The 23949-nt window shown below is 64.2% G+C and carries 18 protein-coding genes; 7 read left to right on the plus strand and 11 right to left on the minus strand.

The features are described 5' to 3' along the window. The first annotated feature begins 50 nt into the window (after positions 1 to 50). From E4L98_RS09500 to E4L98_RS09520, 5 genes are all read left to right on the plus strand, one after another. Positions 51 to 2768, plus strand: coding sequence for a TonB-dependent receptor plug domain-containing protein (locus E4L98_RS09500; protein WP_135201313.1), 2718 nt, complete (start codon positions 51 to 53; stop codon positions 2766 to 2768). 92 nt (positions 2769 to 2860) lie between these two features. Beyond that, complete coding sequence (locus E4L98_RS09505; RefSeq protein WP_135201314.1) at positions 2861 to 3649, plus strand: rhamnogalacturonan acetylesterase; 789 nt, start codon at positions 2861 to 2863, stop codon at positions 3647 to 3649. After that, on the plus strand, positions 3646 to 6297 hold the full coding sequence (locus E4L98_RS09510) for a pectinesterase family protein (protein ID WP_229257330.1): 2652 nt from the start codon (positions 3646 to 3648) through the stop codon (positions 6295 to 6297). The genes E4L98_RS09505 and E4L98_RS09510 overlap by 4 nt, the downstream gene beginning before the upstream one ends. 10 nt (positions 6298 to 6307) lie before the next feature. Further along, complete coding sequence (locus E4L98_RS09515; protein ID WP_135201315.1) at positions 6308 to 8149, plus strand: glycoside hydrolase family 28 protein; 1842 nt, start codon at positions 6308 to 6310, stop codon at positions 8147 to 8149. 8 nt (positions 8150 to 8157) lie between these two features. After that, the gene (locus E4L98_RS09520) at positions 8158 to 9645 is read left to right on the plus strand and encodes a pectinesterase family protein (protein ID WP_135201316.1); all 1488 of its coding nucleotides are present in this window, start codon (positions 8158 to 8160) and stop codon (positions 9643 to 9645) included. Between the two features lie 273 nt (positions 9646 to 9918). Here E4L98_RS09520 and E4L98_RS09525 read toward each other — a convergent pair whose 3' ends face one another. From E4L98_RS09525 to E4L98_RS09555, 7 genes are all read right to left on the minus strand, one after another. Continuing rightward, positions 9919 to 11496 (minus strand): glycoside hydrolase family 43 protein, encoded by a 1578-nt coding sequence (locus E4L98_RS09525; protein WP_135201317.1) that lies wholly within the window; start codon positions 11494 to 11496, stop codon positions 9919 to 9921. Positions 11497 to 11507: 11 nt separating this feature from the next. Next, positions 11508 to 12386 (minus strand): SMP-30/gluconolactonase/LRE family protein, encoded by an 879-nt coding sequence (locus E4L98_RS09530; protein ID WP_135201318.1) that lies wholly within the window; start codon positions 12384 to 12386, stop codon positions 11508 to 11510. After that, positions 12374 to 13954, minus strand: coding sequence for an aldehyde dehydrogenase (NADP(+)) (locus E4L98_RS09535; protein WP_135201319.1), 1581 nt, complete (start codon positions 13952 to 13954; stop codon positions 12374 to 12376). Before E4L98_RS09535 ends, E4L98_RS09530 begins: the two co-directional genes overlap by 13 nt. A gap of 72 nt (positions 13955 to 14026) precedes the next feature. Then, positions 14027 to 14938, minus strand: coding sequence for a 5-dehydro-4-deoxyglucarate dehydratase (gene kdgD, locus E4L98_RS09540; RefSeq protein WP_135201320.1), 912 nt, complete (start codon positions 14936 to 14938; stop codon positions 14027 to 14029). A 135-nt stretch (positions 14939 to 15073) separates the two neighbouring features. Beyond that, positions 15074 to 15820: a FadR/GntR family transcriptional regulator gene (locus tag E4L98_RS09545; protein WP_135201321.1), complete on the minus strand. Its 747-nt coding sequence runs from the start codon at positions 15818 to 15820 to the stop codon at positions 15074 to 15076. A 130-nt stretch (positions 15821 to 15950) separates the two neighbouring features. Then, a complete protein-coding gene (locus E4L98_RS09550) occupies positions 15951 to 16766 on the minus strand; it encodes an HDOD domain-containing protein (RefSeq protein WP_135201322.1) in 816 nt (271 codons plus the stop codon). Between the two features lie 15 nt (positions 16767 to 16781). Beyond that, positions 16782 to 18200, minus strand: coding sequence for an MFS transporter (locus E4L98_RS09555; RefSeq protein WP_135201323.1), 1419 nt, complete (start codon positions 18198 to 18200; stop codon positions 16782 to 16784). 175 nt (positions 18201 to 18375) lie between these two features. On the opposite strand from E4L98_RS09555, the gene E4L98_RS09560 reads away from it, so the two are divergent. Further along, positions 18376 to 19695, plus strand: a complete 1320-nt coding sequence (locus E4L98_RS09560) for a porin (RefSeq protein WP_167761308.1) — start codon at positions 18376 to 18378, stop codon at positions 19693 to 19695. Between the two features lie 153 nt (positions 19696 to 19848). Here the strand turns inward: E4L98_RS09560 and E4L98_RS09565 are convergent, their stop codons facing one another. The 4 genes from E4L98_RS09565 to E4L98_RS09580 all read right to left on the minus strand — a co-directional run bounded on the left by E4L98_RS09565 (position 19849) and on the right by E4L98_RS09580 (position 22891). Further along, positions 19849 to 20430, minus strand: coding sequence for a TerD family protein (locus tag E4L98_RS09565; RefSeq protein WP_135201325.1), 582 nt, complete (start codon positions 20428 to 20430; stop codon positions 19849 to 19851). A 17-nt stretch (positions 20431 to 20447) separates the two neighbouring features. Next, positions 20448 to 21146: a TIGR00266 family protein gene (locus tag E4L98_RS09570; RefSeq protein ID WP_135201326.1), complete on the minus strand. Its 699-nt coding sequence runs from the start codon at positions 21144 to 21146 to the stop codon at positions 20448 to 20450. A gap of 23 nt (positions 21147 to 21169) precedes the next feature. Then, complete coding sequence (locus E4L98_RS09575; RefSeq protein ID WP_135201327.1) at positions 21170 to 21745, minus strand: TerD family protein; 576 nt, start codon at positions 21743 to 21745, stop codon at positions 21170 to 21172. A 93-nt stretch (positions 21746 to 21838) separates the two neighbouring features. Further along, the gene (locus E4L98_RS09580; RefSeq protein WP_135201328.1) at positions 21839 to 22891 is read right to left on the minus strand and encodes a DUF475 domain-containing protein; all 1053 of its coding nucleotides are present in this window, start codon (positions 22889 to 22891) and stop codon (positions 21839 to 21841) included. A gap of 102 nt (positions 22892 to 22993) precedes the next feature. Between E4L98_RS09580 and nhaR the strand changes: the two genes are divergently transcribed. Beyond that, positions 22994 to 23896 carry a transcriptional activator NhaR gene (gene nhaR / locus E4L98_RS09585; RefSeq protein ID WP_135201329.1) on the plus strand — a complete coding sequence of 301 codons (903 nt, stop codon included), beginning with the start codon at positions 22994 to 22996 and terminating at the stop codon, positions 23894 to 23896. The last annotated feature ends 53 nt before the right edge of the window (positions 23897 to 23949 follow it).

A 23949-nucleotide genomic window follows, 5' to 3' on the forward strand; every position in this document is an offset into this window, starting at 1 on the left:
GTCGCCACGCCGCGTATAACTTTATTCAAGAGACGACGAAGGAGACACACATGAAGTCCGAGCATTCGGTCCAGAACCGTTCCGCCCAACCACGCCTGTTGCTGACCGCGATCAGCCTGGCCGTGCTGGCCCTGGCCAACCAGGCATCCGCGCAGAACGCGGAAGACGCCAACATGACCCGCGTCGAAGTGACCGGTTCCAGCATCAAGCGCGTAGCCAATGAGGAGTCGCTGCCCGTCACCACCCTGAAAGCCGAAGACCTGGTCAAGCAAGGCATGACCACGCTGGCGGACTTCATGATGGCGCTGCCGCAGTCGGCATCGCTGGCGCCGTCCAACGCCGGTTCCGGCACCAACATCAACCTGCGCGGCCTGGGCGTGAACCGCACCCTGGTGCTGCTGAACGGCCGCCGCCTGGCCAACGAGGCGATCGCCGACGGCTACGCCAACCTGGACGTGATCCCGCTGAGCGCCGTGGCGCGCGTGGAAGTGCTGCGTGACGGCGCCTCCTCGATCTACGGCTCCGACGCCATCGGCGGCGTGGTCAACTTCATCACCAAGACCCAGTTCGACGGCGCGCAGATCACCGCGCAAGCCGTGCAGCCGGAGAAAAAAGGCGGCGGCGACGAGCAGCGCCTGACCGCCACCTGGGGCAAGGGCAACCTGGAACGCGACGGCTGGAGCTTCTACGCCACCATCGACGCGCACCAGCGTTCGCGCCTGGCCGCTTCGGACCGCGCCTATCTGAGCTCGGCCGATGTGCTGACCGCGCTGGGCCGGCCGCCGACCCTGGGCACCGGCGGCAACGCCACCCCGGCCAACTTCACCACGCCGACCAACAAGACCGCGCAGAACCCGTACGCCGGCAAGTGCCTGGCACCGTACTCCATCGTCGGCCAGAAGGGCACCTGCGTGCTGGACGCCAACGAATACGGCAGCGCCCTGTACAGCAACGAGCAGGTCACCTTCTACACCCGCGGCGCCTACAAGCTGAGCGAAGACCACACCATCAGCATCGATTACTCGCGCGGCGAAGAGTACATCCTCGGCACCAAGAACCCGACCAATGCGCTGGCGGTCAGCGGCCAGCAGCCTATTCTGCCGTCGACCAGCAAATGGTATCCGGGTAACAGCGGCGGCGTGCCCGCCGTGGCGGGCCTGAACGGCGCGCCGCTGACCGTGACCTGGGCGGTCGCCGACGGCGGCCTGGCCACCACCAAGGACCGTCAGCTGAACCAGCGCATCGCCGTCACCGACGAAGGCGTGCTGGCCGGCTGGGACTACAAGGCCGGCCTGGTGGTCGGTATCTCCGATCGCGACAACTACTACTACTCGGGCTACTACAAGGGCCAGGGCCTGATCGACGGCCTGAAAAACGGCCAGCTGAATCCTTTCGGCCTGCAGGATGCCGCCGGCAAGGCGTATCTGGATTCGATCAGCGTCAACGGCGCCAAGAACCGTACCTCGAAATCGACCTTCACCGGCGTCGATGCCACCGCCAGCCGCGCGCTGATGGATCTGCCGGGCGGTTCGCTGGCGATGGCGGTCGGCGTCGACCTGCACCGCGACACTACCGAAGACACCAAGCTGCCGATCACCGGCGAAGTCACCTACGCCAACTCCAGCCCGTCGCATGGCGAAGGCCAGCGTAACGTGGCCGCTATCTTCGCCGAGGTGAATGCGCCGGTGACCAAATCGCTGGAACTGAACGCCGCCGTGCGTGACGACCATTTCAGCGACTTCGGCAACACCATCAATCCGAAGATCAGCTTCCGCTGGGAAGCCGCCAAACAGCTGATGTTCCGCGGCTCGGCCAACACCGGCTTCCGCGCGCCGACCCTGTTCGACGCCTACGGCTATCGTCTGCCCGGCGCCACCGGCCTGACCTCGGCCAAGTGGGATGATCCGGTACTGTGCCCTGGCGGCACCCCGGGCGTGGCCGGCACCGGCACCGCGCTGCCGGGCTATGTGTCGTCGGCGGTCTGCAACGTTCAGCTGCCTAAGCAGACCGGCTCGAACTCCGGCCTGAAACCGGAAAAGTCGAAAGGCTTCACCCTGGGCGTGGTGATGGAACCGGTCAAGAACAGCATGATCTCGCTGGACTACTGGAACATCAAGATGAAGGACATGCTGGCCAATCTGCCGGAGCAGGTCTACTTCCTCGATCCGGTCAAGTATGCGTCGTACTTCGTGCGTAACGCCGACGGCACCATCAACTACATCAACAACACCATCATGAATCTGGGTGGCCAGCGTGCGGCTGGTGTGGACGTCTCGGGTTCGTATGCCTTCCCGAAAACCGCCTACGGCGATTTCAAGATCTTCCTGGACGGCACCTACCTGACCCAGTTCGACAACCAGCTGTATGACGGCAGCCCGTTCGTGTCGAACATCGGCCAGTTCGGCCTGGCCAGCAACGGCACCACTTCGAGCTTCCCGATCATCACCTTCCGCTGGAAGCACACGCTGCGTCTGAACTGGGCGGCGGGCAACTGGAACAGCACGCTGACCCAGAACTACAACTCGAAGTACACCGACCAGAACCTGGTGGCCAAGCAGTACTGGCGCGACATCAACTCGTACAAGCTGTGGAACCTGACCACGACCTACAGCGGCTTCAAGAACATCCAGGTCACGGCAGGCATCACCAACCTGTTCAACGCACCGCCTCCGGCAACCAACAGCAGCCTGTATAGCTACGGTTACCTGAGCAGCGCCGCCAGCCCGATCGGCCGCGCCTACAACATCCGCGCGACCTACAACTTCTGATGATCGCAAGGATGCGGCAGTTGCGTCACTCCGCCTGAGTACCGGCGCCGGACCGTTCGCGGCCGGCGCCGTTTTTTTGTCTGGATACCGCTATGAAAAAACTGATCTCCTGCGCCGCGCTGGCACTGTTGGCCGGCGGCACCGCGCAAGCCGCCGATACTCCCGCCAAACCGGTGCGCTTCCTTCTGGTCGGCGATTCGACCATGGCCAACAGCAGCGGTTACGGCGACGCGTTCTGCGCGCGCATCAACCGCGCCAACACCTGCCTCAATCTGGCCAAGGGCGGCCGCAGTTCCGGCAGCTTTCGCGCCGAAGGCCGCTGGGACGAAGTCGAAGGTCTGCTGCGCGGCAGCGCCGCTTACCGCGCCACGTATGTGCTGATCCAGTTCGGCCACAACGACCAGCCGGGCAAGCCTGGCCGCTCGACCGACGTGAAAACCGAATTCCCCGCCAACATGACGCGCTATGTGCAGGAAGTGAAGGCGCTGGGCGGCGTGCCGGTGCTGGTGACGCCGCTGACCCGCCGCACCTTCAAGGACGGCACGCTGGAAAACAGCTTCGGCCCGTGGAACGACGCCATCCGCGCCACCGCCGCCGCGCAGAAAGTGGCGTTGCTCGACCTGAACGCAGAGAGCTATGCGGCGGTGCAGGCCATGGGCCAGGACGAAGCTGACACGCTGGCCATGGCGCCGCGTCCGGACGGCTACGGCCAGCCCGCGCCAGCCGGCAAAGTGGAAGTGGCCGGCGCCGCCAAGACCGCGTTCGACCGCACCCACCTGGGCGCGAAGGGCGCGGCCTACTTCTCGCGCATGGTGATGGAAGAACTGAAGCGCGCCGTTCCGGAAACTGCCGGTCAGTTCAAGCCGGAGAGCGAACAGTGAGAACGTATCGCGAACATCAGCGCGCATCGGCAGCGTCAGCATCGCTTGCATCGCTGGCCGCGCTGCTGGCGGCGACGATCTGCGCCGCGCCGGCACAGGCGCAGGACGCGCGCAAGGTGGTCGAGCCAGTCGCGCCGCCTTCCTGCGCCGTGCTGACCGCCAGCGCGGTTCAAGCGTCGCAAGCGCCAAGCGCCGACGACACCGCGCGCATCCAGTCCGCCATCGAGCTATGCCCTTCCGGCCGCGCTGTGCGGCTATCGGCCGGCAGCTTCGTCGCCGGCCCGCTCAAGCTGCGCTCCGGCGTCAGCCTGCTGATCGATGCCGGCACGGTGCTGCAGGCCAGCACCAATCCCCGCTTGTACGACCGCGACGCCAATACCTGCGGCACCATCGACCAGCAGGGCCGCGGCTGCAAACCCTTCATCACCATCGACAACGCCAGATCCAGCGGCATCTACGGCGAAGGCAGCATCGACGGCCAGGGCGGCCACGTGGTCGATGGCGGGACAGAATCCTGGTGGCAGCTGGCGCGCCGCGCGCAGAAGGAAGACGCACGCCAGAACGTACCGCGGCTGATCGAAATCACCAACGCGCAGGACATCACCCTGCACAAGATCACCCTGCGCAACTCGCCCAACTTCCACGTCACGCTGAACAAGGTGGATGGCTTCACCGCCTGGGGCGTGAATATCGACACTCCGGCCAGCGCGCGCAACACGGACGGCATCGATCCCATCTCGTCGCGCAACGTCACCATCGCCTACAGCCATATCCGCACCGGCGACGACAACGTCGCCATCAAGGCCGGCAACAGCGGCCCGACCGAGAACATCTCCATCCTGCACAACCGCTTCTACAGCGGCCACGGCATGTCCATCGGCAGCGAGACCAATGGCAGCGTGCGCCGCGTGCTGGTGGAGGATCTGAGCATGGATGGCACCACCTCCGGCCTGCGCATCAAGAGCGATGTCTCGCGCGGCGGCGTGGTGGATGGCGTCAGCTACCGCAACATCTGCCTGCGCGACGTCAAGGCGCCGATCGACATCAGCAGCCGCTATAACGGCAAGGCCGAAGGCAGGCTGATTCCAGCCTACAGCAACATCATGCTCGACGACGTGCACAGCGTGACGCCGGGCAGCGTCATCGTCCAGGGCTACGATGAGCAGCATGCGGTCCAGGCCATACTGCGCAACGTCAGCATCGCCGGGAAGGCCGAGCGCAAGATCGAATATGCCCGGCTGTCGGGCGACGCCATCGCCGGCAGCGACACCAGTAACTGCGCCAACCGCTTCGCCGCCTTCCCCGGGCCGGCAGGCAACCAGCGTCCGCAGCTGACGCTGGAACAGGCCAAACAGTTCTCGTACAGCGAAGTGCTGAAGTACGTCGGCAAGGCCGGTGCGGAAACCGTCGATCCCTGGGATCCGCTGTCCGATCCGCTGGCGAAGGGCGCGGCGTTCAAGCCGGACTACATCGTCGACCAGACCGCGAAGGCCGACGGCGTCCGCAGCTTCAACACGGTGCAGGAAGCCGTCAACCGCGCGGTGCTGGACAGCGCGGCGCAGCCAAACAAGCGCCTGTATCTGCTGCTGAAACCCGGCGTCTATCGGGAACTGGTCTACATCCCCGCCTCCGCCGCGCCGATCACGATGTACGGCGAAGGCAAGGATGCGGCAGCCACCAAAATCACCGCTCGGCTGGACGCCTCCAACAGCGGCGCCGAATACACCGCCCGACACGGCGCGCAGTTTGCGCACGCCGCGCCGGCGGTGCAGGCGATGTACAACAGCGTCAAGGACCGCGCGCAGATCGGCACTTTCGGCACCGCCACCGTCTGGGCGCAGAACAACGGCTTCCAGGCGCGCAACCTGACGTTTGAAAACGGCTACAACAAGGACACCGGCAACTCCCGCGCCGAGGAACTCCCCAACATCAACAACGTTCACCACCAGGCGCTTGCGCTGCAAGTGGACAGTGCCGACAAGGCGCAATTTGAAAATGTCCGCCTGCTCGGTTTCCAGGACACGCTGTATCTGAAGTCACCGCAGATCGGCAGCACCGTGCGCAGCTTCTTCAACAAATCGTACATCGAGGGCGACGTCGATTTCATCTTCGGCGACACCACCGCCTACTTCTACCAGAGCGAAATCCGTACGCTGGGCGACCGCGGCGTCTCCTACGTCGCCGCGCCGGACACGCACGTGAAAAGTAAATACGGTTTCGTGTTCGACACCGTTCACTTCACCCACGAAGGCAAACGAGACGGCGGCTTCCACCTGCTGCGTCAGTGGTTCCACAGCTCACGCTGCACGCCCTACGCGCCGCTGCCGCTGGAAGGTTACAGCTGCACCTACGGCCCGGTCAACGGCTATCAGGCGCCGACCGGCACCGTGGCGCGCGTATCGCTGGAAGCAGTCGGCAAAATGGTGGTGCTGAATTCGCGCATCGGCGCGCATATCGACAAACAGCGGCCATGGATGGACTGGAACAAACCGGGCACCATCTCCTACCGCCCGGCTCAATACAACTCCGACGATCACTGGAACAACCTGCTCAAAGCCGGCATCGACCCGGTCAAGGATCTCGGCTACACCAAACCACCGTCACCGCCGGACGTTTTCCTCGGCGAGTTCAATAACGCAGACGAATAAGGACCACACCATGAGCATCAACAACCAGCGCCGCAACCTGATGAAAGCCCTGCCCGCGGCCGGCCTGTCGTTCGGCCTTCCCGCCCTCGCCACCACTGCGCCCGATCCATGGGCACAGGCGCAGGCCATCGTCGACCACGTATCGAAGCCGCTCAACTTCCGCAAGCAGGATTTCAACATCACCGCCTATGGCGCCAAGCCCTGCAAGCTGACCAAGGTGAAAGCCTGGATTTCGCACGAGGAGCAGGAAGACGTTCCGACGCCGGAAGCCGGTTCGCCCGACTGCTACGCCGCCATCAAGGCCGCGATCCAGGCCTGCAATCAGGCAGGCGGCGGCCGCGTGCTGATCCCGGCCGGCGACTGGTACTGCGCCGGTCCGATCGTGCTGCTGTCGAACGTGAACGTCCATCTGAGCAAAGGCGCGCATGTCTACTTCAGCCAGAACCCCGCCGATTTCGCCAGGTACGGCGACATCGATTGCGGCAAGAACGGCAAGCTGACCATCTCGCGCTGGCAGAGTAACGACTGCCTGAACTATTCGCCCATGGTCTACGCCTACGGCCAGGACAACATCGCCCTGACCGGCGACGACTGGACCGCCATCCTCGATGGCCAGGGCGGCGTGCCGTTCAACGCCGACGGCGATAGCTGGTGGACCTGGAAGGGCAAGCAGAAAACCATCAACTCCATCGGCCAGGGCACCACGCCCAACTTCAAGGCCGGCAAGCTGTCGGAAAATACCGAGAACCCGAACAACCCGGTCTCGCTGGCGGCCGTGGCGCCGGCGCTGACCGATGCCGAACGCCTGCTGATCCAGGGCGAAGGCGGCAAATGGCGCGCCGACGCGCAGTATCTGCCGGCGCTGTCGGAAGCCGGCGTGCCGCTGTCGAAGCGCATCTTCGGCGTCGGCCACTATCTGCGCGCGCCGATGATACAGCTGATCGGCTGCACCAACGTGCTGCTGCAGGGCTACCGCGTGCAGAACACGCCGTTCTGGCAGCACCATCCAGTCCACTGCCGCAACATCGTGATCCGCAACGTCTACGCCCACAGCCACGGTCCGAACAGCGACGGCTTCGATCCGGAGGCTTGCGACCACGTGCTGGTGGAAGGCTGCACCTTCGACACCGGCGACGACTGCATCGCCATCAAGGCCGGCAAGGGTCAGGACACGCAATACGGTCCTTCGCAGAACATCGTGATCCAGAACTGCATCATGCACAGCGGCCATGGCGCCGTCACGCTGGGCAGCGAGATGGCGGGCGGCATCCAGAACGTGTATGCGCAAAAGCTGGTGTTCGAAAACGCCAACTGGAAAACCAATCCGCTCAACACGGCGATTCGTCTGAAGACCAATATGAACCGCGGCGGCTATCTGCGCAATTTCTATGTGCGCGACATCACGATTCCGAACGGCGTGCAGACCAGCCCTTCGTTCTATGCATCGTTGCCTGGGTCGCCGATCCAGTCGAAGACCGTGGCCACGGCCGCCGGCGCCATCGTCACCTTCGATTGCGACTACACGCCGCTCAGCGACACCGTGCGTACCCGTCCGCCCATCGTCGACAACGTGCAGATCTCGAACGTCAAGGCCGGCAATGTGGCGACCAAGGACGGCAAGCAGGCCTCGTGCTATCAGGCGATCGTGATACTCGGTCCGGTGGCATCGGATTACAACGGACCACAGCCGATGCCGCCGGTGTTCCCTGTCACGAACGTGAGCATCAGCGACTGCGACTTCGGCGTGCCGGTGAATGCGGCGGCGCCATGGTTCCTCTACAACGTCAAAGGACTGACGCTGAAGAACGTGACCATCGGCGGCAAGGTCCATAACACCACGCTGTCCGCCTGAGGAGACGCATGATGAAACCGCGCCTGCTCTGCACTCTGTTGTTTGCAACCGCTGCCGTGCCAGCCGGTGCGGCGATCACCCCGCTGCCGGCCAATGGCGCACAGCAGGTCAACCCGGATACGCACCTGGTGCTGCGCTTCGATCAGGCGCCGGCGCTGGGCAAGTCCGGCCTGATTCGTATCTACGATGCCGTCAGCGGCAAGCTGGTGGACACGCTGGACCTGAGCATACCGGCCGGTCCCACCGAGCGCACCAGGCTGCCGGCAGCGCCGTATCTGGCCACGCCCTACGTTTATGCCGACGGTCCGCGCGCGACCAACGCCAATACCAAAGCCGGCACGCCTTCCGCCGGCGCCGAGCCGGGCGACGGCAGCAAATACCAGCTGACCATCATCGGCGGCTTTACCGATGGCTTCCACTTCCATCCGGTGATCGTGCACGACAAGACGGCCACCATCTACCCGCACAACAACGTGCTCGAATACGGCAAGCGTTACCGGGTGCAGATCGACGATGCGGTGTTCGGCACCGCCATCAAGGGATGGGAGTTCGGCACCAAGGCGCATGGTCCCGCGGCCGATGCGCAGCGCGTGACGGTCAGCGCCGACGGCACCGGCGATTTCAGTACCGTCCAGGGTGCGCTCGATTATGTGCCCGATCATCCGGCGAAGCGCGTGACCATCTTCGTGCGCAACGGTGATTACGAGGAGATCGTCTATTTCCGCAACAAGTCCAACATCACGGTGCAGGGCGAGCAGCGCGAAAAAGTGCGCGTCCATTACGCCAACAATGAAGTCTTCAATCCACATCCGGCCAACATCAGCACCAATGAATTACCGGGCACCTTCCCTTCGCGCCGGGCGGCGTTCGCGGCCGACAACGTCAAAGGCGTGCACCTGCGCGATCTGACGCTGGAGACCACGCTCCAGGGGCAGGCCGAGGGCCTGCTGATCACCGGCTCGGAGAACATCGTCGCCAACACCACCGTGATCGGTTCGGGCGACGCCTTGCAGGTCAACGGCAGCACCTATCTGCCGGACGTCAAAGTGGTAGGCCATGGCGATACCGTGCTGGGACGCGGCCCCTCCTTCTTCGAGCGCTGCGAGATCGAGTCGCAGTTCGCGTACATGTGGATACGTAACCCGGCAACCAACCACGGCAATGTGTTCAAGGACTGCCGCTTTACGACCATCGGCAACGGCGGACCGACCGAGCTGGCGCGCCTGCCCTCCAACAAGGGCAAGAATTATCCGTACGCGGAAGCGGTACTGATCAACGCCATCCTGAGCGGCATCAGCCCGGCGGGCTGGGGCCAGGTCGATGGCGATGCGTCCAATATCCACTTCTGGGAATTCAACAGCCGCAACCCGGACGGCACGCCTGTCGATGTCAGCAAGCGCAACCCGGTGTCGCGCCAGCTGACCATGGAAAAGGATGCCGAGACCATCCGCAACTACAGCAATCCGGCCTGGGTGCTCGGCTGGACGCCGCAGTGATAGCAACCTGAACGTTCATCAGATTCCCTGACGACACCGAGCGCTTTCAGCGTGTCATCCGGCATGCGCTGGACGATACCCAACGACGATCCATCGCCTCGTTGAACCTGATCATAGCCGGCTTTCAGCAAGTAAAAGGCACGACGCATGACCTCGCCTTTTGACCTATCTCCTGGGACATTTCCACAGTCATACTTCTCATGGCACGCCTCCGCGCAGTAAGTGAAAATTATACTGCGCGGATTTGGTGCGTTCGTTTGATGAACAAATGCGTCAGGGTGTGACGCGGAAGTAATCGACATCGACGTGGCCGCCGCTGCCGGCGCTGAACAGGCCCATCTGGGCGCCTACCCAGCGGCCCATGCGTGCGGTGAATTGGGCGCCGATGGGCGTGTACTTCTCGCCATCCAGGCTGTACGAGAAGTTGGTCACGCCACCGGCCACCACGCGCATGCGCAGCCACACCTGCGGCGACGGCAGTTCGACGCCGGCCTCCTGCTGCTCATGGCAGTTGGTCTCCGCCTTGTAGCAGCTGACCAGCGCCAGTTGGGTTTTGCCGTCGCTGCGGCGCGTGCCGAGCCAGGCATAGTCGAAGCCATACATCAGCAGTCCCGCGACGCCGCCATCCGTCTGGCCGGAGGCATCGACCTTGGTGGTCACAGTGAAGGTCTCGGCCGGCAGCTTTTGCAGCAGCAGCGATGGCACGTCCCACAGGTTGGTGGCGCGCGTCTGCGCGAACAGCCGCAGACGCCCTTCGCCCAGCGCGTACCACGACGGCTGCCAGTTGGCGTTCCACTGCCATTGCAGGCCGAGCGACGGGTCATCGAATTCATCGCTGGTGGCCGGCACCGCCGGCGCACCGCCAGCCACAGGCTTGCGATAACGCGCCACCGGCTGGCCGGCCGCACCGCCGATATCTTCACCGATCAGCGGCCAGCCGTCGCGCCACACCACCGGCTGCAGATGCACCACGCGGCCATAGGCACGCTTGTCCTGGAAGTGCAAAAACCAGTCCTCGCCCTGCGGCGTCCGCACCCATGCGCCCTGATGCGGGCCATTCACCGCCGAGCGGCCCTGCGCCAGCACGATGCGGTCCTCGTACGGCCCATCAATGCTGCGCGAGCGGAACACCGACTGCCATCCCGTCTCCACCCCGCCAGCCGGCGCGAACACGTAGTAGTAGCCGTCGCGCTTGTAAAACTTCGGCCCTTCCAGCGTGGTGTACTTGGGCAGCTTGTTACCGTCGATGATCACCTTGCCCGCATCGTCGAGCAGGCGGCTGGCGTCCGGTGCCATCCGGCGCAGGGTCAGCACGTTGGCAAAACCGGCGCGGCTCTTGGCCCAGGCATGCAGCAGATACGCCTGGCCATCGTCGTCCCACAGCGGCGTCGGATCGATCAAGCCCTTGCCGGCGGCCAGCAGATGGGGTTCGGACCACGGACCGGCAAAGTCCCTGGCCGTCATCACGTAGATGCCGTAATCGGGATCGGGATAGAAAATCCAGAACTTGCCGTCGTGGTAGCGCAGGCATGGTGCCCACACGCCCTTGCCGTGCTGCGGTTTGGCGAAGACGTCGGCCGGCACCTGCTGCGGCAAGGCGTGGCCGACCAGCGTCCAGTTGACCATGTCCGGCGACTGCAGCAGCGGCAGTCCCGGCGCGTTGTTGAAACTCGACGATACCAGATAGTACTTGCCGCCGACCTGGATCGCATCCGGATCCGAATAGTCCGCGTGCAGCACGGGATTCTGGTATTCGCCATTGCCCAGGTCTGGCGACCAGGCGACCGGCGTCGTCGTTGTGCACGCGGCCAGCGTCGCCGCAAACACAAAGGGCAGATACCGCACCAGCATCTGCCCCCTCATCATGCACCAAACGGCGTTTCAGCCACGCCCTTCACGCCGGGCCGCAGCAGCGCCACCGCGCCGCCCCACTCCGCGTCTTCCGGCTTGCCGGAGACGATGGAGGTGACCATCAGCGTGTCCAGATCCTTGCCGCCAAAGGCGCACATGGATGGCTTGAGCATCGGCACGACCAGCTTGCGATCGAGCTTGCCATCCGGCGTGAAGCGGAAGATGTAACCGCCATCGTTACCGCACACCCAGTAGCAGCCTTCCGCATCGACCGCGGCGCCGTCGGGACGGCCCACCTCGGCCGTCAGGTCGGCGAATACGCGGCGATTGCTCGGCACGCCGTCGGCGATGTCGTAGTCGAACGCCCACACCATGCGCCGCTGCGGATGCGAATCCGACAGGTACATGGTGCGGCCGTCCGGCGAAAATGCCGTGCCGTTCTGCGTCAGCAGTTCCGACACGAACGGCGCCGAAATGCCGCGCGCCGCATCGTAGCGGTACAACTGGCCCACCGCCCTGGCGGCGCCCATGTCCATGAACATGGTGCCGGCCCAGAAGCGGCCCTGGCGATCGCAACGACCGTCGTTGAAGCGCATGCCTTCGCCCAGGCCGGAAGCCGGCGTCGCCAGCTTGAGCGCTTTCGCGCCCCGCTCCGCGCCCAGCTCCAGGCTGAAGATGCCGGTTTCCATGCCCGCGATCAGGCCGCCGCCGGCCTTGGCCGCCACGCAGGCGACCATTTCGGCGTTGTCCCAATAGCGGCTCACGCCACTCGACGCATCCAGGCGCCAGACACGTTTGGCCGGGATATCGACCCAGTACCAGGCGTTGTCGGCCGCGCTCCAGGTCGGGCTTTCACCGACCGTGCAGGAAACGCCGCTTACGCGTTCCATACCACCAGGTCGCCGTTGACGACGCGTGGGATTTTCTGCGGATTGTTGTCAGCCAGGGCTTCCGGCAGCAGGTAGGCCGGCACGTCCTGATACGACACCGGACGCAGGAAGCGGTCGATGGCCGAGGCGCCCACCGAAGTCGAACGGCTGTCCGAGGTCGATGGGAACGGACCGCCGTGCACCATGGCGTGCGAGACTTCCACGCCGGTGCCGAAGCCGTTGAACAGGATACGGCCAACCTTGCGCTCCAGGACAGGCAGCAGCTTGGTGGCCAGCGCCTTGTCGTCGGCGGTGGCGTGCACGGCGCCGGTCAGCTGGCCTTCGATGTGTTCGGCCACAGCCAGCATTTCCGCTTCATCTTCGCAGACCACCAGCAGCGAGGTCGGGCCAAAGATTTCGCCTTCCAGCGCCGGGTCGTTCAGGAAGCGCTTGGCGTCGACCTGGTACAGGAATGCCTGCGCGGCGCATGGCATGTCGGTGGTCTGGCCGACCGCAACCTGCTGTACGCCTTCCACGCCGGCCAGGCTGCTCACGCCCTTGACGTAGGCTTTGTGGATGCCCGGGGTCAGCATGGTGGCCGCGCCCTTGGCGCCGATGGTGCCGGCGGTGGCGTCGACAAAGGCTTGCAGCTTGTCCGACTTCAGGCCGATCAGCAGGCCGGGATTGGTGCAGAACTGGCCGGCGCCCAGGGTCAGCGAATCGGCGAACGCTTGCGGCAGTTTCGGATTGTCCAGCGCGCCCGGCAGCAGGAACACCGGATTGATCGAGCTCATTTCCGCGTACACGGGGATAGGCTCCTTACGGGCGGCCGCGGTTTGCATCAGCGAGATGCCGCCGGCGCGCGAACCGGTGAAGCCCACCGCCTTGATGGCCGGGTGCGAGACCAGGTTCTGGCCGATGGTCTGGCCCGAGCCGATCAGCATCGAGAACACGCCTTCCGGCATATTGCACTCGGCGGCGGCCTTGGCCACGGCCTTGCCGACCAGTTCCGAGGTGCCCAGGTGGGCCGAGTGGGCCTTCACGATGACCGGGCAGCCGGCCGCCAGTGCCGAGGCGGTATCGCCGCCGGCCACCGAGAACGCCAGCGGGAAGTTGGAGGCGCCGAACACGGCCACCGGACCCAGACCGATCTTGCGCAGGCGCAGGTCAGGACGCGGTGCCGGCACGCGGTCCGGCAGCGCGCTGTCCAGGGTCGCGGTCTGGAAACGGCCGTCGCGCACGACTTTCGCGAACAGGCGCAGCTGGTTGCAAGTACGGCCGCGTTCGCCTTCGAGGCGCGCTTGCGGCAGGCCGGTTTCCTGCATGGCGCGCTCGATCAGGGTCGAACCCAGATCCATGATACGGTCAGCGATGGTTTCCAGGAATTTGGCGCGCACTTCCAGGCTGGTTTCGCGGTACACGTCGAAGGCCGCGTTGGCCAGCTCGGCCGCGCGTTGCAGGTCGGCAGCGCCGGCCAGGCCGAACGCCGGTTCGATTTCCACGTTGCGCGATGGGTCGATGGCCTTGACGCTGCCCTCCTTGCCCACCACCGCATTGCGGCCAATAATCATTTCGCCCACTACTTGCATGTTGACTCCTTAATGTGTGAAAAGCGCGGTCGTAGCCGCGCTTTGATTTGTATTACCCGATAGCTTAGCCGATTACTGCGCGCCTTGCTTGAGCATCAGCTTGTGCAGCATGTCCATTTCTTCGGCGCTCAGGTCGGTCAGCGGTGCGCGCACCGGACCGGCATCGTGGCCCGCCAGCTTGGCGCCGGCCTTGACGATCGACACGGCGTAGCCGGCCTTGCGGTTGCGGATCTCCAGGTAAGGCAGGAAGAATTCGTCGATCATGCGGTTCTGTTCGGCGTGGTTGTCCGACGCGACGGCGTGGTAGAAGTCCATCGCCAGTTTCGGCATGAAGTTGAACACGGCCGACGAGTACACCGGGGTGCCCAGCGCCTTGTACGCGGCAGCGTAGACTTCCGCGGTCGGCAGGCCGCCCAGGTAGCTGAAGCGGTCGCCCAGCTTGCGCCAGATCGAGACCATCAGTTCGATGTCGCCGATGCCGTCCTTGAAGCCGATCAGGTTCGGGCAACGGTCGGCCAGGATCGCCAGCGAGGTCGGGCTCAGGCGGCAGTTGGCGCGGTTGTACACCACCACGCCCAGGTTGGTGGCCTTGCAGACTTCCGCCACGTGTTCGATCAGGCCATCCTGCGACGCTTCGGTCAGGTAGTGCGGCAGCAGCAGCAGGCCTTGCGCGCCAGCTTTTTCAGCTTCCCTGGCGTAGGCGGCGGCAACGCGGGTCGGACCGCCGACGCCGGCCAGGATCGGCACCTGGCCGCGGCAGGTATCCACTGCGGTCTTGATGATTTCAGGGTATTCCTGCGGGGTCAGCGAGAAGAACTCGCCGGTGCCGCCGGCAGCGAACAGGGCGCTGGCGCCGTACGGGGCCAGCCATTCCAGACGTTCGATATAGGTCGACTTGCGGAAATTGCCTTCGGCGTCGAAGTCAGTGACCGGGAACGACAGCAGGCCGGAGGAAAGGATTTTTTTCAGGTCATTCGGTTGCATTACAGTCTCCAATATCGACGTCTGGTTTGGTTGAAAGGTGGGGTGACGCCCTTGTTTGCATCACGTTGTATGACATCGTACAACTAGATGCGGACGGAAGCAAGCGATTTAGTGCATCGCCGCTTCCGACGTTGTTTATGCGGCAGCCTCTTCCTGCGCGCGGCGCAGGCGCTCGCGGCTGTTGCTGAGGTGGGTACGCATCGCGGCGCGGGCGGCCTCGGCATCCTTGCGCAGGATGGCGTGGTAAATGTCGTCGTGCTCGCGGTTGACGCGCTCCTGGTAGGCGACCGGATCATCGTGCGCCAGCTTGGCCGTGTCGACGCGCGCGCGCGGGATGATGGTGTTGCCCAGGTCGCTCAGGATATCGACAAAATACCGGTTGCCGGTCGATTGCGCGATCAGCAGGTGGAACGCCTTGTCCGACTCGACGGCGACGGCGCGGTCGGTGGCGGTCTGGATGCGCTGCAGCGCGGCGCCCATCTGCTGCGCCTGCTCATCGCTGCGGCGCGACGCGGCCAGCCAGGCCGCCTCCGTCTCCAGGCTGATGCGCAGCTCGAGGATGGACAGCACGTCGCCGATGGTGCGGATGGTGTCGGACGAGAAAATATTCGCCGGCTGCGGCTCCAGCACGAAGGTGCCGATGCCATGGCGGGTCTGCACCAGCCCGGCGGCCTGCAAATGCGAAATCGCCTCGCGCACCACGGTGCGGCTGACCCCGTGCATCTCCATGATCACCGACTCGGTCGGCAGTTTCTCACCGGGTTTCAGCGTGCCGGCCTGGATGCTGCTGGTGAAGCTTTCCACCACGCCCTGGGCGAGGTTGCGGTGCTTCTTCTTGGGCGGCGCGACTGCGGCGGAAACTGGTGTTGCGAGCTGATTCATGGCTGTTCTGCTGTTGTATGACGACTATAGGATACACGCAAAGGTGTACGCGATGCGCATATTGCCAGATTTTGGCCACGGATTACATCTTCAACATCATTTTCGCCACACAATTAGTAGCAATGACTAGTCAGACCAGCAAGGCCGCGCTCATCGAAGCGGCATCCTCGGCCGATTCCAGCAGGATCTGCTCCAGCAGCGCATTGTCGTCGATGAAGTGCTTGAGGCTGGGACTGTCCTCGCCGGCCAGCGGCGAGCGCACCGGCGCCAGCGCCTTGGCGATCAGCAGCGTGTCGCGCAGGCCCAGCGGCGGCGGCGTCAGCGTGGCGCCGCGCAGCGAGACGATGGCCTGGCTGACCGGCTCGGGAATGTTGAGCTTCCTCATCATTTCGCGCGAGATGATTTCCTGCGCCGCGCCCATCCACCCGGCCGGATCGTCGAGCAGGCCCGGGATGTCGTCGGCCTGCGACAGCAGATAGAAACCGCCGGCCTCGTGCACGATGCCGGCGAACAACGCGGTATCCGGGTCGGTGGAGGTCAGCTTGCGGCCGATCACATGGGCCAGGGCCGCCACGTGCGCGGTGTGACGCCACAGCTGCTCGGCCTGGGCACGCAGCCGAGGGCATTCGATGCGGGCGCCGAACTGGCGCACCACCATCGCCGCCGCCATCGTGTACAGATTGCGGAAGCCAACCCGCTGCACCGCCGCGCGCACGCTGGTGACCGGCGTGCCGCTGCGGTTGAACACGGCCGCATTGGCCAGCGCCACCGTGCGGGCGGCCAGCACCGGCTCGCCCAGCACCTTGCGGATCACGTCTTCCATCTCGCAATCGGGGTCGGCCAGCGCCAGTTGCAGACGCAGCGCCGCATTGACGCTGGTGGGAAAGACCAGCTCGCCACGCGCGGCCTGGGTCACGATCTGCGAGAAGTCTTTGAGTTTTTCCATGGCAAGATTATAGCCTTAACCGCCGGCCCCCCTTGCAACCCGCTCGCCAGCCTGTGGCGCCAGCTTCCATGCATCGAGCAAACCGAGCAGGCTGACCAGCGCCACCACCAGGAATGCCAGGCGATAGGAAATCGCCGGCAGGTCGCCGATGCCGAGCTGCCGCGCCGCCCAATGCCCGAGTCGCACGCCGGTGGCGCCGAGCGCGATGCCCAGCCCCAGCGCCACCTGGAACGCCGTGCTGAACAAGGTGTTGGCCGCCGCTATGCGCGGCTGCGGCACGTCGGCAAAGGCGATGGTGTTGAGCGCGCTGAACTGCATCGAGCGCGTCAGGCCGCCAACGAACAGCACGGCGGCGATCAGCCATACCGGCGTGGCCGGCGTCAGCAAGGCGCAGGCGGCCAGCGACAGCACATTGGCCACGCCGTTCGCCAGGATCACCGGCTTGAAACCGAAACGGCGCAGGATGGGCGTGGTGGCCGGCTTCATCATCAGGTTGCCGGCAAACACCGCGATCACCAGCATGCCCGAATGGAAAGCGTTGAGTCCGAAACCCAGCTGGAACATCAGCGGCAGCAGGAAAGGCACGGCGCCGATGGCCATGCGGAACAGCGAGCCGCCGATGATGGTGATCGAAAACGTCGGTATCGCGAACGAGGACAGGTCGATCAGCGGATGCGCGGCGCGGCGCAGATGCCAGCCCAGCGCCGCCAGCAAGACCACACCGAGGCCCATGCACACGGCGGCCTCGGTCCAGTCCGGATTTTGTCCGCCGACGATTTCCGCGCCCCAGGTCAGCAGCAGCAAGGCGCTGCCGCTGAGCAGAAAGCCGGGCCAGTCGAACGGCCGTTTTTCCGCCGCGCGCTTGTCCGGAATCAGCCACCACGCCAGCGCCAGCGCGACCAGGCCCAGCGGCAGATTCAGGAAGAAGATCCAGCGCCATGACGCGTAACTGGTGATGAAGCCGCCGACCGGCGGTCCCAGCACCGGCGCCACCAGCGCCGGCCAGGTCAGCGTGGCGATCACATTGATCAGCCTTTCCTTGGGCGTGTTGTTCAGCACCACCAGCCGTCCCACCGGCACCATCATCGCCCCGCCCGCGCCCTGCAGCACGCGCAACCAGACGAATTCGGCCAGGCTGTCGGCCAGCCCGCACAGCACCGACGCCAGCGTGAAAATCGCCAGCGCCGCGGCGAACACGCGCCGCGCGCCGAAGCGCTGCGCCACCCAGCCGCTGCTCGGAATCAACACGCCCAGCGTCAGCAGATAGGCGCTGACGCCGATATTGAGCGCCAGCGGCGCCACGCCAAACGAATGGGCGATATCGGGCACGGCGGTGGTGATCACCGTGCCGTCCAGATTCTCCATGAAGAAAGCACCTGCCACCAGCAAGGCGATCCACCTGCTGTCGACCGGCGATTGCGTATCGCCCCGCATAAGCCGCCTCTGCCGCATAAGTTCAGCCTGACATTCTAGCCGCAACTTGCAAAACAATATTTAACATCCTGATTTTAAAATGTATTTTTCTTGCCACGCGAATTTGAACACACGTGCTTTTTTAAAATGATTGCTATAGAGTCCAATGACAAACACAACAATCTGGGAGACCTACATGAAAAGAAATGCTGCATCCGCGGCGTGCCTGGTCACGCTCGTCCTGAGCGCCGTCCCGGCGCTGGCGCAAACCTCCGTCACCATCTATGGCACGCTCGATGTCGGGCTGGACCGTGTCGACAAAGGTCAGGGCAACGTGCAGGGCACCGTGTTCGGCGTCAGCGGCGCCACGCCGGTGCCCAACAACATCGCCGCGCCGGCCAGCGTGACCGCGCGCGTCAGCCCGTCGCACACGCGGCAGAGCAACATCGGCTTCAAGGGAGTGGAAGACCTGGGTGGTGGCTATCGCGGCCTGTTCGTGCTGGAAAGCGGCATCACCATCGACAACGGCGGGCTCGCCAACGACAGCCGCCTGTTCGGACGCCAGGCCTACGTCGGCCTGACCACGCCGGGCGGCGAAGTCAAGATCGGCCGCCAGGCCAGCCCCATGCTGATCGGCTACTACCTGGTCACGCCGGAAGCGCTGGGCAGCACCGACTTCTTTGGGGCCGGGCTGGTGGTCAACACGCTGCAGACCTGGCAGGACAACCAGGTCAGCTACGCCATCAAGCAGGGGCCATGGCTGGGCATCCTCTCCTATTCCACCAACTCCGGCGTCGGCCCCGGCATCAGCGCCGCGCGCTCGGTGGCTACCAGCTCGACACCGGTGGCGACCAATGCGACCGGGCAGATCCTTGGCGGCCTGAGCGCCGGCGCCGAAACCGCCAGCGGCCGCGGCAAAACCGCAGGCGCCCTGTTCGCCTATCGCAGCGACGATCTGACCGCGCTGGCGGCCTACCATCGCAACAACTTCGACAACGTGCCCATCGGCGTCGTCTCGGGCACCACGCTGGTGCCGCTGTTCTATGGCGAGCGCTTCACCTCGTACGTCGGCGCGGTCAAATACACCATCCCGAATCTGGGCACCACCGTGGCGCTGGCCGGGCACAACGCCAAGTTCAATCTGCGCGGCAACACCGATCCTGAAGTGCGCACCTGGACCGCCACCATCAAGCATCCGGTCGGCCTGTTCGACGTGAGCGCCATCTTCCTCGACACGCGCTTCACCAACTACACGCGCGGCACCGACCGTGGCGTGATGCTGGGGCTGGACTACAACTTCTCCAAGCGTACGGCGCTGTACTCGCGCTGGGGCGGCATCAAGGACAAGCGCGGCAACACCGTGGTCAGCAGCGCCACGCCACTGCCGCTGGCGGGCGGTCCCGGCTCCATTCTGATCCCGCTGGGCACCCAGGAAGTACCGCTGTTCTCCGGCGCCGGCCAGAACATCGACGCCCGCACCACCATGCTCAGCCTCGGCATCCGCCACGCGTTCTAAACTCCGGGGTCAGGTCTTCCATTGCGTCACGGTCTCGGCTGTAGCATGCGCTACAGCCGAGACCGTGACGCAATGGAAGACCTGACCCCGGAAAAAAAACGGAGTACTGCCGGTACAGTACTCCGCCAAAGCTACAACAGAGGTAAAGCGTGATTACAGATGCGCGGCGATTTGCGGCAGCAGGTCGTCGAAGGTGCGGCCGTTGCCGTTTTCGCCGATCGCGTGCATCTTCCATTCGCCGTTGTGGCGGTAGACCTTGGCCATGATCTGCGCGGAGTGCGGCCCCTGCACCGACAGGTTGAAACGCGCCACTTCCCGGTTGCTGGTCGCGTCCACCAGGCGGCAGTAGGCGTTTTCCACCTGCGCGAAGGTCTGGCCGGTGAAGCTGTTCACCGTGAACACCAGGCTCTTGATGTGGGACGGCACCGCGTTCAGGTCGACGTTGATCTGCTCATCGTCGCCATCGCCGGCGCCGGTGCGGTTGTCGCCGGTGTGGACGATGCTGCCGTCCTTGCTGCGCAGCTGGCGAAAGAAGATCACGTCCACCGGACGCTGGCCTTCATCGAACAGGATGCACGAGGCATCCAGGTCCACCGCCTCGGTCTTGGAACCGAAACCGAGGAAGCCCTTGGTCTTGATGGCGTCCCAGCCCAGGCCCATGGTGACGCGACCCAGCGCGCCGCCGGCTTCCTTTTCCAGAGAGATTTTCTGGCCCTTGCTCAAATTGACTGTCATGTCGTACTCCTTGTCTGTTACTGTGCGGACTGGCGCAGCAGCCATGCCTGGAACGAGGCGCTGTTGCGCGAGCAGATCAACACCTTGCCCTTGCCCGAGAAGCGCAGCACCATGCCTTCGCCGCTGGTCTGGCTGTTCACCAGGTTGCTGAGGAAGCCGCTGTTGCCGCCGGTGGTGACCGAGATTTCGTAGCGCAGCGCGCTGTCCCAGGCCACCACGTGCGAGTTGTCGATGATGATGTCGCGCCCCGGCTCCACGTCCAGCATGGAGATCGAACCGAAGCCCGACACCACCACCTGGCCGACGCCGCTGGTCTCGGTGATGAAGAAACCGCCGCTGCCGGCAAACAGCGCGTTGCCCAGGCTCTGCGTGCGCACCTTCAGTTCCACCGACGAGGTGGCGGCGACGAAGGCGCCATCACTCAGCATGTACTGCTGCTGGCCGACGTCCAGCACCTGGATGGCGCCCGGCAGCGTCGGCGCCAGCAGGCAATCGCCGTCGCCGCGCACCGCCTCGATGTGCTGCTGGAAGAAGGACTCGCCGTTGGCGAAGCGGCGCATGATGGCCGCGCCGATGCCGCCGGTGATCCTGCCCTTCAGATCGAGCGCCGCTTCCATCATCACCATCGCGTCCGATTCGCAGTAGATTTTTTCACCCTGCCGCATCGAGACATGCAGGAAGGGATCGACGTCACCGGTGATCGAAAATACAGGCATGATACGAGTCCTTTCCCGTTGAATTAAACGCCGACGCCGAACGAGCCGGCCAGCGGACCCAGGCCGCCCTTGAAGCCCTGGCCCACGGCCTTGAACTTCCAGTCGCCGCCATTGCGATACACCTCGCCGAAGATCATGGCCGACTCGGTCGAGCCGTCTTCCGACAAGTCGTAGCGGGCGATTTCCGCATTGCTGGCGGCGTTGACGGTGCGGATGAACGCTTTCTGGACCTGGCCGAAGTTCTGGCGGCGGGCATCGCCTTCGTGGATGGTCACGCAGATGGCGATGCGTTCGATATCGGCCGGCACGCGGGTCAGGTCGATGGTCACCGTTTCGTCGTCGCCGTCGCCGGCGCCGGTGCGGTTGTCGCCCGAGTGGGCCACCGACTGGTCGGCCGATTTCAGGTTGTTGTAGAAGATGAAGTCGCCATCGTTGCGCACCTTGCCATCCGCCTTCAGCAGGAAGGCCGAGCCATCCAGGTCGAAGGCCGCGCCGTCGGTGGCGCGCACATCCCAGCCCAGGCCGACCACGATTTTCGACAGGCCGGGAGCTTCCTTGCTCAGATTGACGTTACCGCCTTTTTGCAGACTGATTGCCATTTGTGATACTCCTTAAATGAAAACCGGACGTTGGTACAACTTGGTACTACAGGCGGCAGGCCGTTGTCCGTATAAAACGGCCCGCCGGATTCTTTACGCCGCAGGCAGCGCCGCGGCCTGTTCCTGCCTGCGGTGGCGCACCGAGGACCACACCGAAGCCGCGATGAACGCCACGCCGACCAGGCCGGTGAAGATTTCGGGCACGTGGTACTTCATGCTCGCCAACATGATCGCGGCCAGAATGCCGATCGCGTAGTGGGCGCCGTGCTCGAGATACAGGAACTTGTCCAGCGTGCCCTGCTTCACCAGGTAAATCGTCATCGAGCGGACGAACATCGCGCCGATCGCCAGGCCCAGCATGATGATCACGACATCGGTGGTGATGGCGAACGCGCCGATCACGCCATCGAAACTGAACGATGCATCCAGCACTTCCAGGTACAGGAAACCGCCGATACCGCCCTTCTTCACCATGTCGCCGACATTGCCGCCGCCCTCTTCTTCCTTCTCCAGGAAGCTGCTGATCGAATCGACGCCGATGTAAATCAGGATGCCCCACAAGCCCGACAACAGCACCGCCAGTTTCTGTCCCTCGCCCACCAGGCCCATACTGCCCAGCAGCACACCGATGGCGATCATCACCGACACCGATGAAATCTTGCCCAGCGAGCCGAGTTTCTTCTCGAAGTTACCCAGCCAGTGCGTTTCCTTCTCGTGGTCGAGCAGGAAGTTGAGGAACACCAGCAGCAGGAACATGCCGCCGAATGCCGCCACTTCAGCGTGGTGCGCGGTCAGGTGCTGCGAGTAGGTCTGCGGATCGTTCAGTGCCAGCGTCCACACATCGGCGATGCTGATATCCGCGGCCACCGCGACGATCACCAGCGGGAACAGCAAGCGCATGCCGAACACCGCGACGATGATGCCGACCCCGAGGAACAGCTTCTGCCAGTAATCGCTCCAGGTCTTCAGCACCGAGGCGTTGACCACCGCGTTATCGAAGGAAAGCGAGACCTCCATCGCCGCCAGAATCAGCGCCACGCCGAAGGCCGACAGTGCGCCGCCCCAACCCGCCAGCTCGTAGCCCCACCAGCCAGCGACGGCCAGACAGACGAAACTGACGAGGAATGAAATTCTGAAGTGCTTCATCGTTTCCCCTCGTGTTTAAAAATCGATGGAAGGAAGTGTAGAGAAAATTTATACTTTGAAAAATAGAAGTTAATTGAAGCTTTACTTCGGAAAAATCGAACCATGAAAAACAGCGGACTGAATTTCCGGCACCTCCACTTCTTCTGGACCGTGGCAAAGGAAGGCGGCGTCACCCGTGCCGCCGAGCGACTGGGACTGGCGGTGCAGACCATCAGCATGCAACTGGCATCGCTGGAACAATCGATCGGCAAGCAGCTGCTTGAACCGCAGGGAAGGCGCCTGGTCCCGACCGAAGCGGGCAAGCTGGCCCTCAGCTATTGCGACCAGATCTTCGCCCTGGGCGACCAGCTGCAGGACGCATTGGAAGAAGCGGAGACCGGCAAGATGCGCCTGAGCGTCGGCATCTCCGACTCGCTGCCCAAGTTGATCGCCTACCGCCTGCTGCAGGCGACGCAGAGCATGGACACGCAGGTGCGCCTGGTGTGCATGGAAGATGAATTCGAAAACCTGCTGGCCGACCTGGCGCTGGGCAAACTGGACGTGGTGCTGACCGACCGCACCGTGCGCGCCGGCGGCAGCCTGAAAGTCTTCAGCCACCTGCTGGGCGAGAGCGACATGAAACTGTTCGGCATCCCGCGGCTGGCGCGCAAGTACAAGCGCAACTTCCCGGCCAGCCTGGACAAGGCGCCCTTGCTGCTGCCCACCCGCAACAATGCCCTGCGCGGCCGCATCGACGCCTGGCTGGTCGAACGCGGCGTGCGCCCGGAGATCGTCGGCGAATTCGAAGACAACGCCATGCTCAACACCTTCGGCCGTAACGGCCTGGGCCTGTTCTTCGCCCCATCCGCGCTGGCGCAGGACATCGAGGACCAGTTCGGCGCCGTCCTGGTGGGCGACGCCCCGGAACTGCGCGAGCACTTCTACGCCATCTCCAACGCCCGCAAAATCACCCACCCGGCCATCGAAGCCATCCTCAACGCCGTGCACAGCGGCCTGTTCGCCTGAAGGGATTTTCGTTTAAGATGCAGGTTTGAACTACGGAAAACTGCCGCTCGGCC

Origin of the sequence: Duganella callida (assembly GCF_004614165.1) — a bacterium.
In the GTDB taxonomy this organism is placed as follows: domain Bacteria; phylum Pseudomonadota; class Gammaproteobacteria; order Burkholderiales; family Burkholderiaceae_D; genus Rugamonas; species Rugamonas callida.

Coding starts and splice junctions, on each gene's coding strand:
- E4L98_RS09500 (WP_135201313.1), top strand. CDS start 51: ATGAAGTCCGAGCATTCGGTCCAGAACCGTTCCGCCCAACCACGCCTG.
- E4L98_RS09505 (WP_135201314.1), top strand. CDS start 2,861: ATGAAAAAACTGATCTCCTGCGCCGCGCTGGCACTGTTGGCCGGCGGC.
- E4L98_RS09515 (WP_135201315.1), top strand. CDS start 6,308: ATGAGCATCAACAACCAGCGCCGCAACCTGATGAAAGCCCTGCCCGCG.
- E4L98_RS09520 (WP_135201316.1), top strand. CDS start 8,158: ATGATGAAACCGCGCCTGCTCTGCACTCTGTTGTTTGCAACCGCTGCC.
- E4L98_RS09525 (WP_135201317.1), bottom strand. CDS start 11,496: ATGCTGGTGCGGTATCTGCCCTTTGTGTTTGCGGCGACGCTGGCCGCG.
- E4L98_RS09530 (WP_135201318.1), bottom strand. CDS start 12,386: ATGGAACGCGTAAGCGGCGTTTCCTGCACGGTCGGTGAAAGCCCGACC.
- E4L98_RS09535 (WP_135201319.1), bottom strand. CDS start 13,954: ATGCAAGTAGTGGGCGAAATGATTATTGGCCGCAATGCGGTGGTGGGC.
- kdgD (WP_135201320.1), bottom strand. CDS start 14,938: ATGCAACCGAATGACCTGAAAAAAATCCTTTCCTCCGGCCTGCTGTCG.
- E4L98_RS09545 (WP_135201321.1), bottom strand. CDS start 15,820: ATGAATCAGCTCGCAACACCAGTTTCCGCCGCAGTCGCGCCGCCCAAG.
- E4L98_RS09550 (WP_135201322.1), bottom strand. CDS start 16,766: ATGGAAAAACTCAAAGACTTCTCGCAGATCGTGACCCAGGCCGCGCGT.
- E4L98_RS09555 (WP_135201323.1), bottom strand. CDS start 18,200: ATGCGGGGCGATACGCAATCGCCGGTCGACAGCAGGTGGATCGCCTTG.
- E4L98_RS09560 (WP_167761308.1), top strand. CDS start 18,376: ATGAAAAGAAATGCTGCATCCGCGGCGTGCCTGGTCACGCTCGTCCTG.
- E4L98_RS09565 (WP_135201325.1), bottom strand. CDS start 20,430: ATGACAGTCAATTTGAGCAAGGGCCAGAAAATCTCTCTGGAAAAGGAA.
- E4L98_RS09570 (WP_135201326.1), bottom strand. CDS start 21,146: ATGCCTGTATTTTCGATCACCGGTGACGTCGATCCCTTCCTGCATGTC.
- E4L98_RS09575 (WP_135201327.1), bottom strand. CDS start 21,745: ATGGCAATCAGTCTGCAAAAAGGCGGTAACGTCAATCTGAGCAAGGAA.
- E4L98_RS09580 (WP_135201328.1), bottom strand. CDS start 22,891: ATGAAGCACTTCAGAATTTCATTCCTCGTCAGTTTCGTCTGTCTGGCC.
- nhaR (WP_135201329.1), top strand. CDS start 22,994: ATGAAAAACAGCGGACTGAATTTCCGGCACCTCCACTTCTTCTGGACC.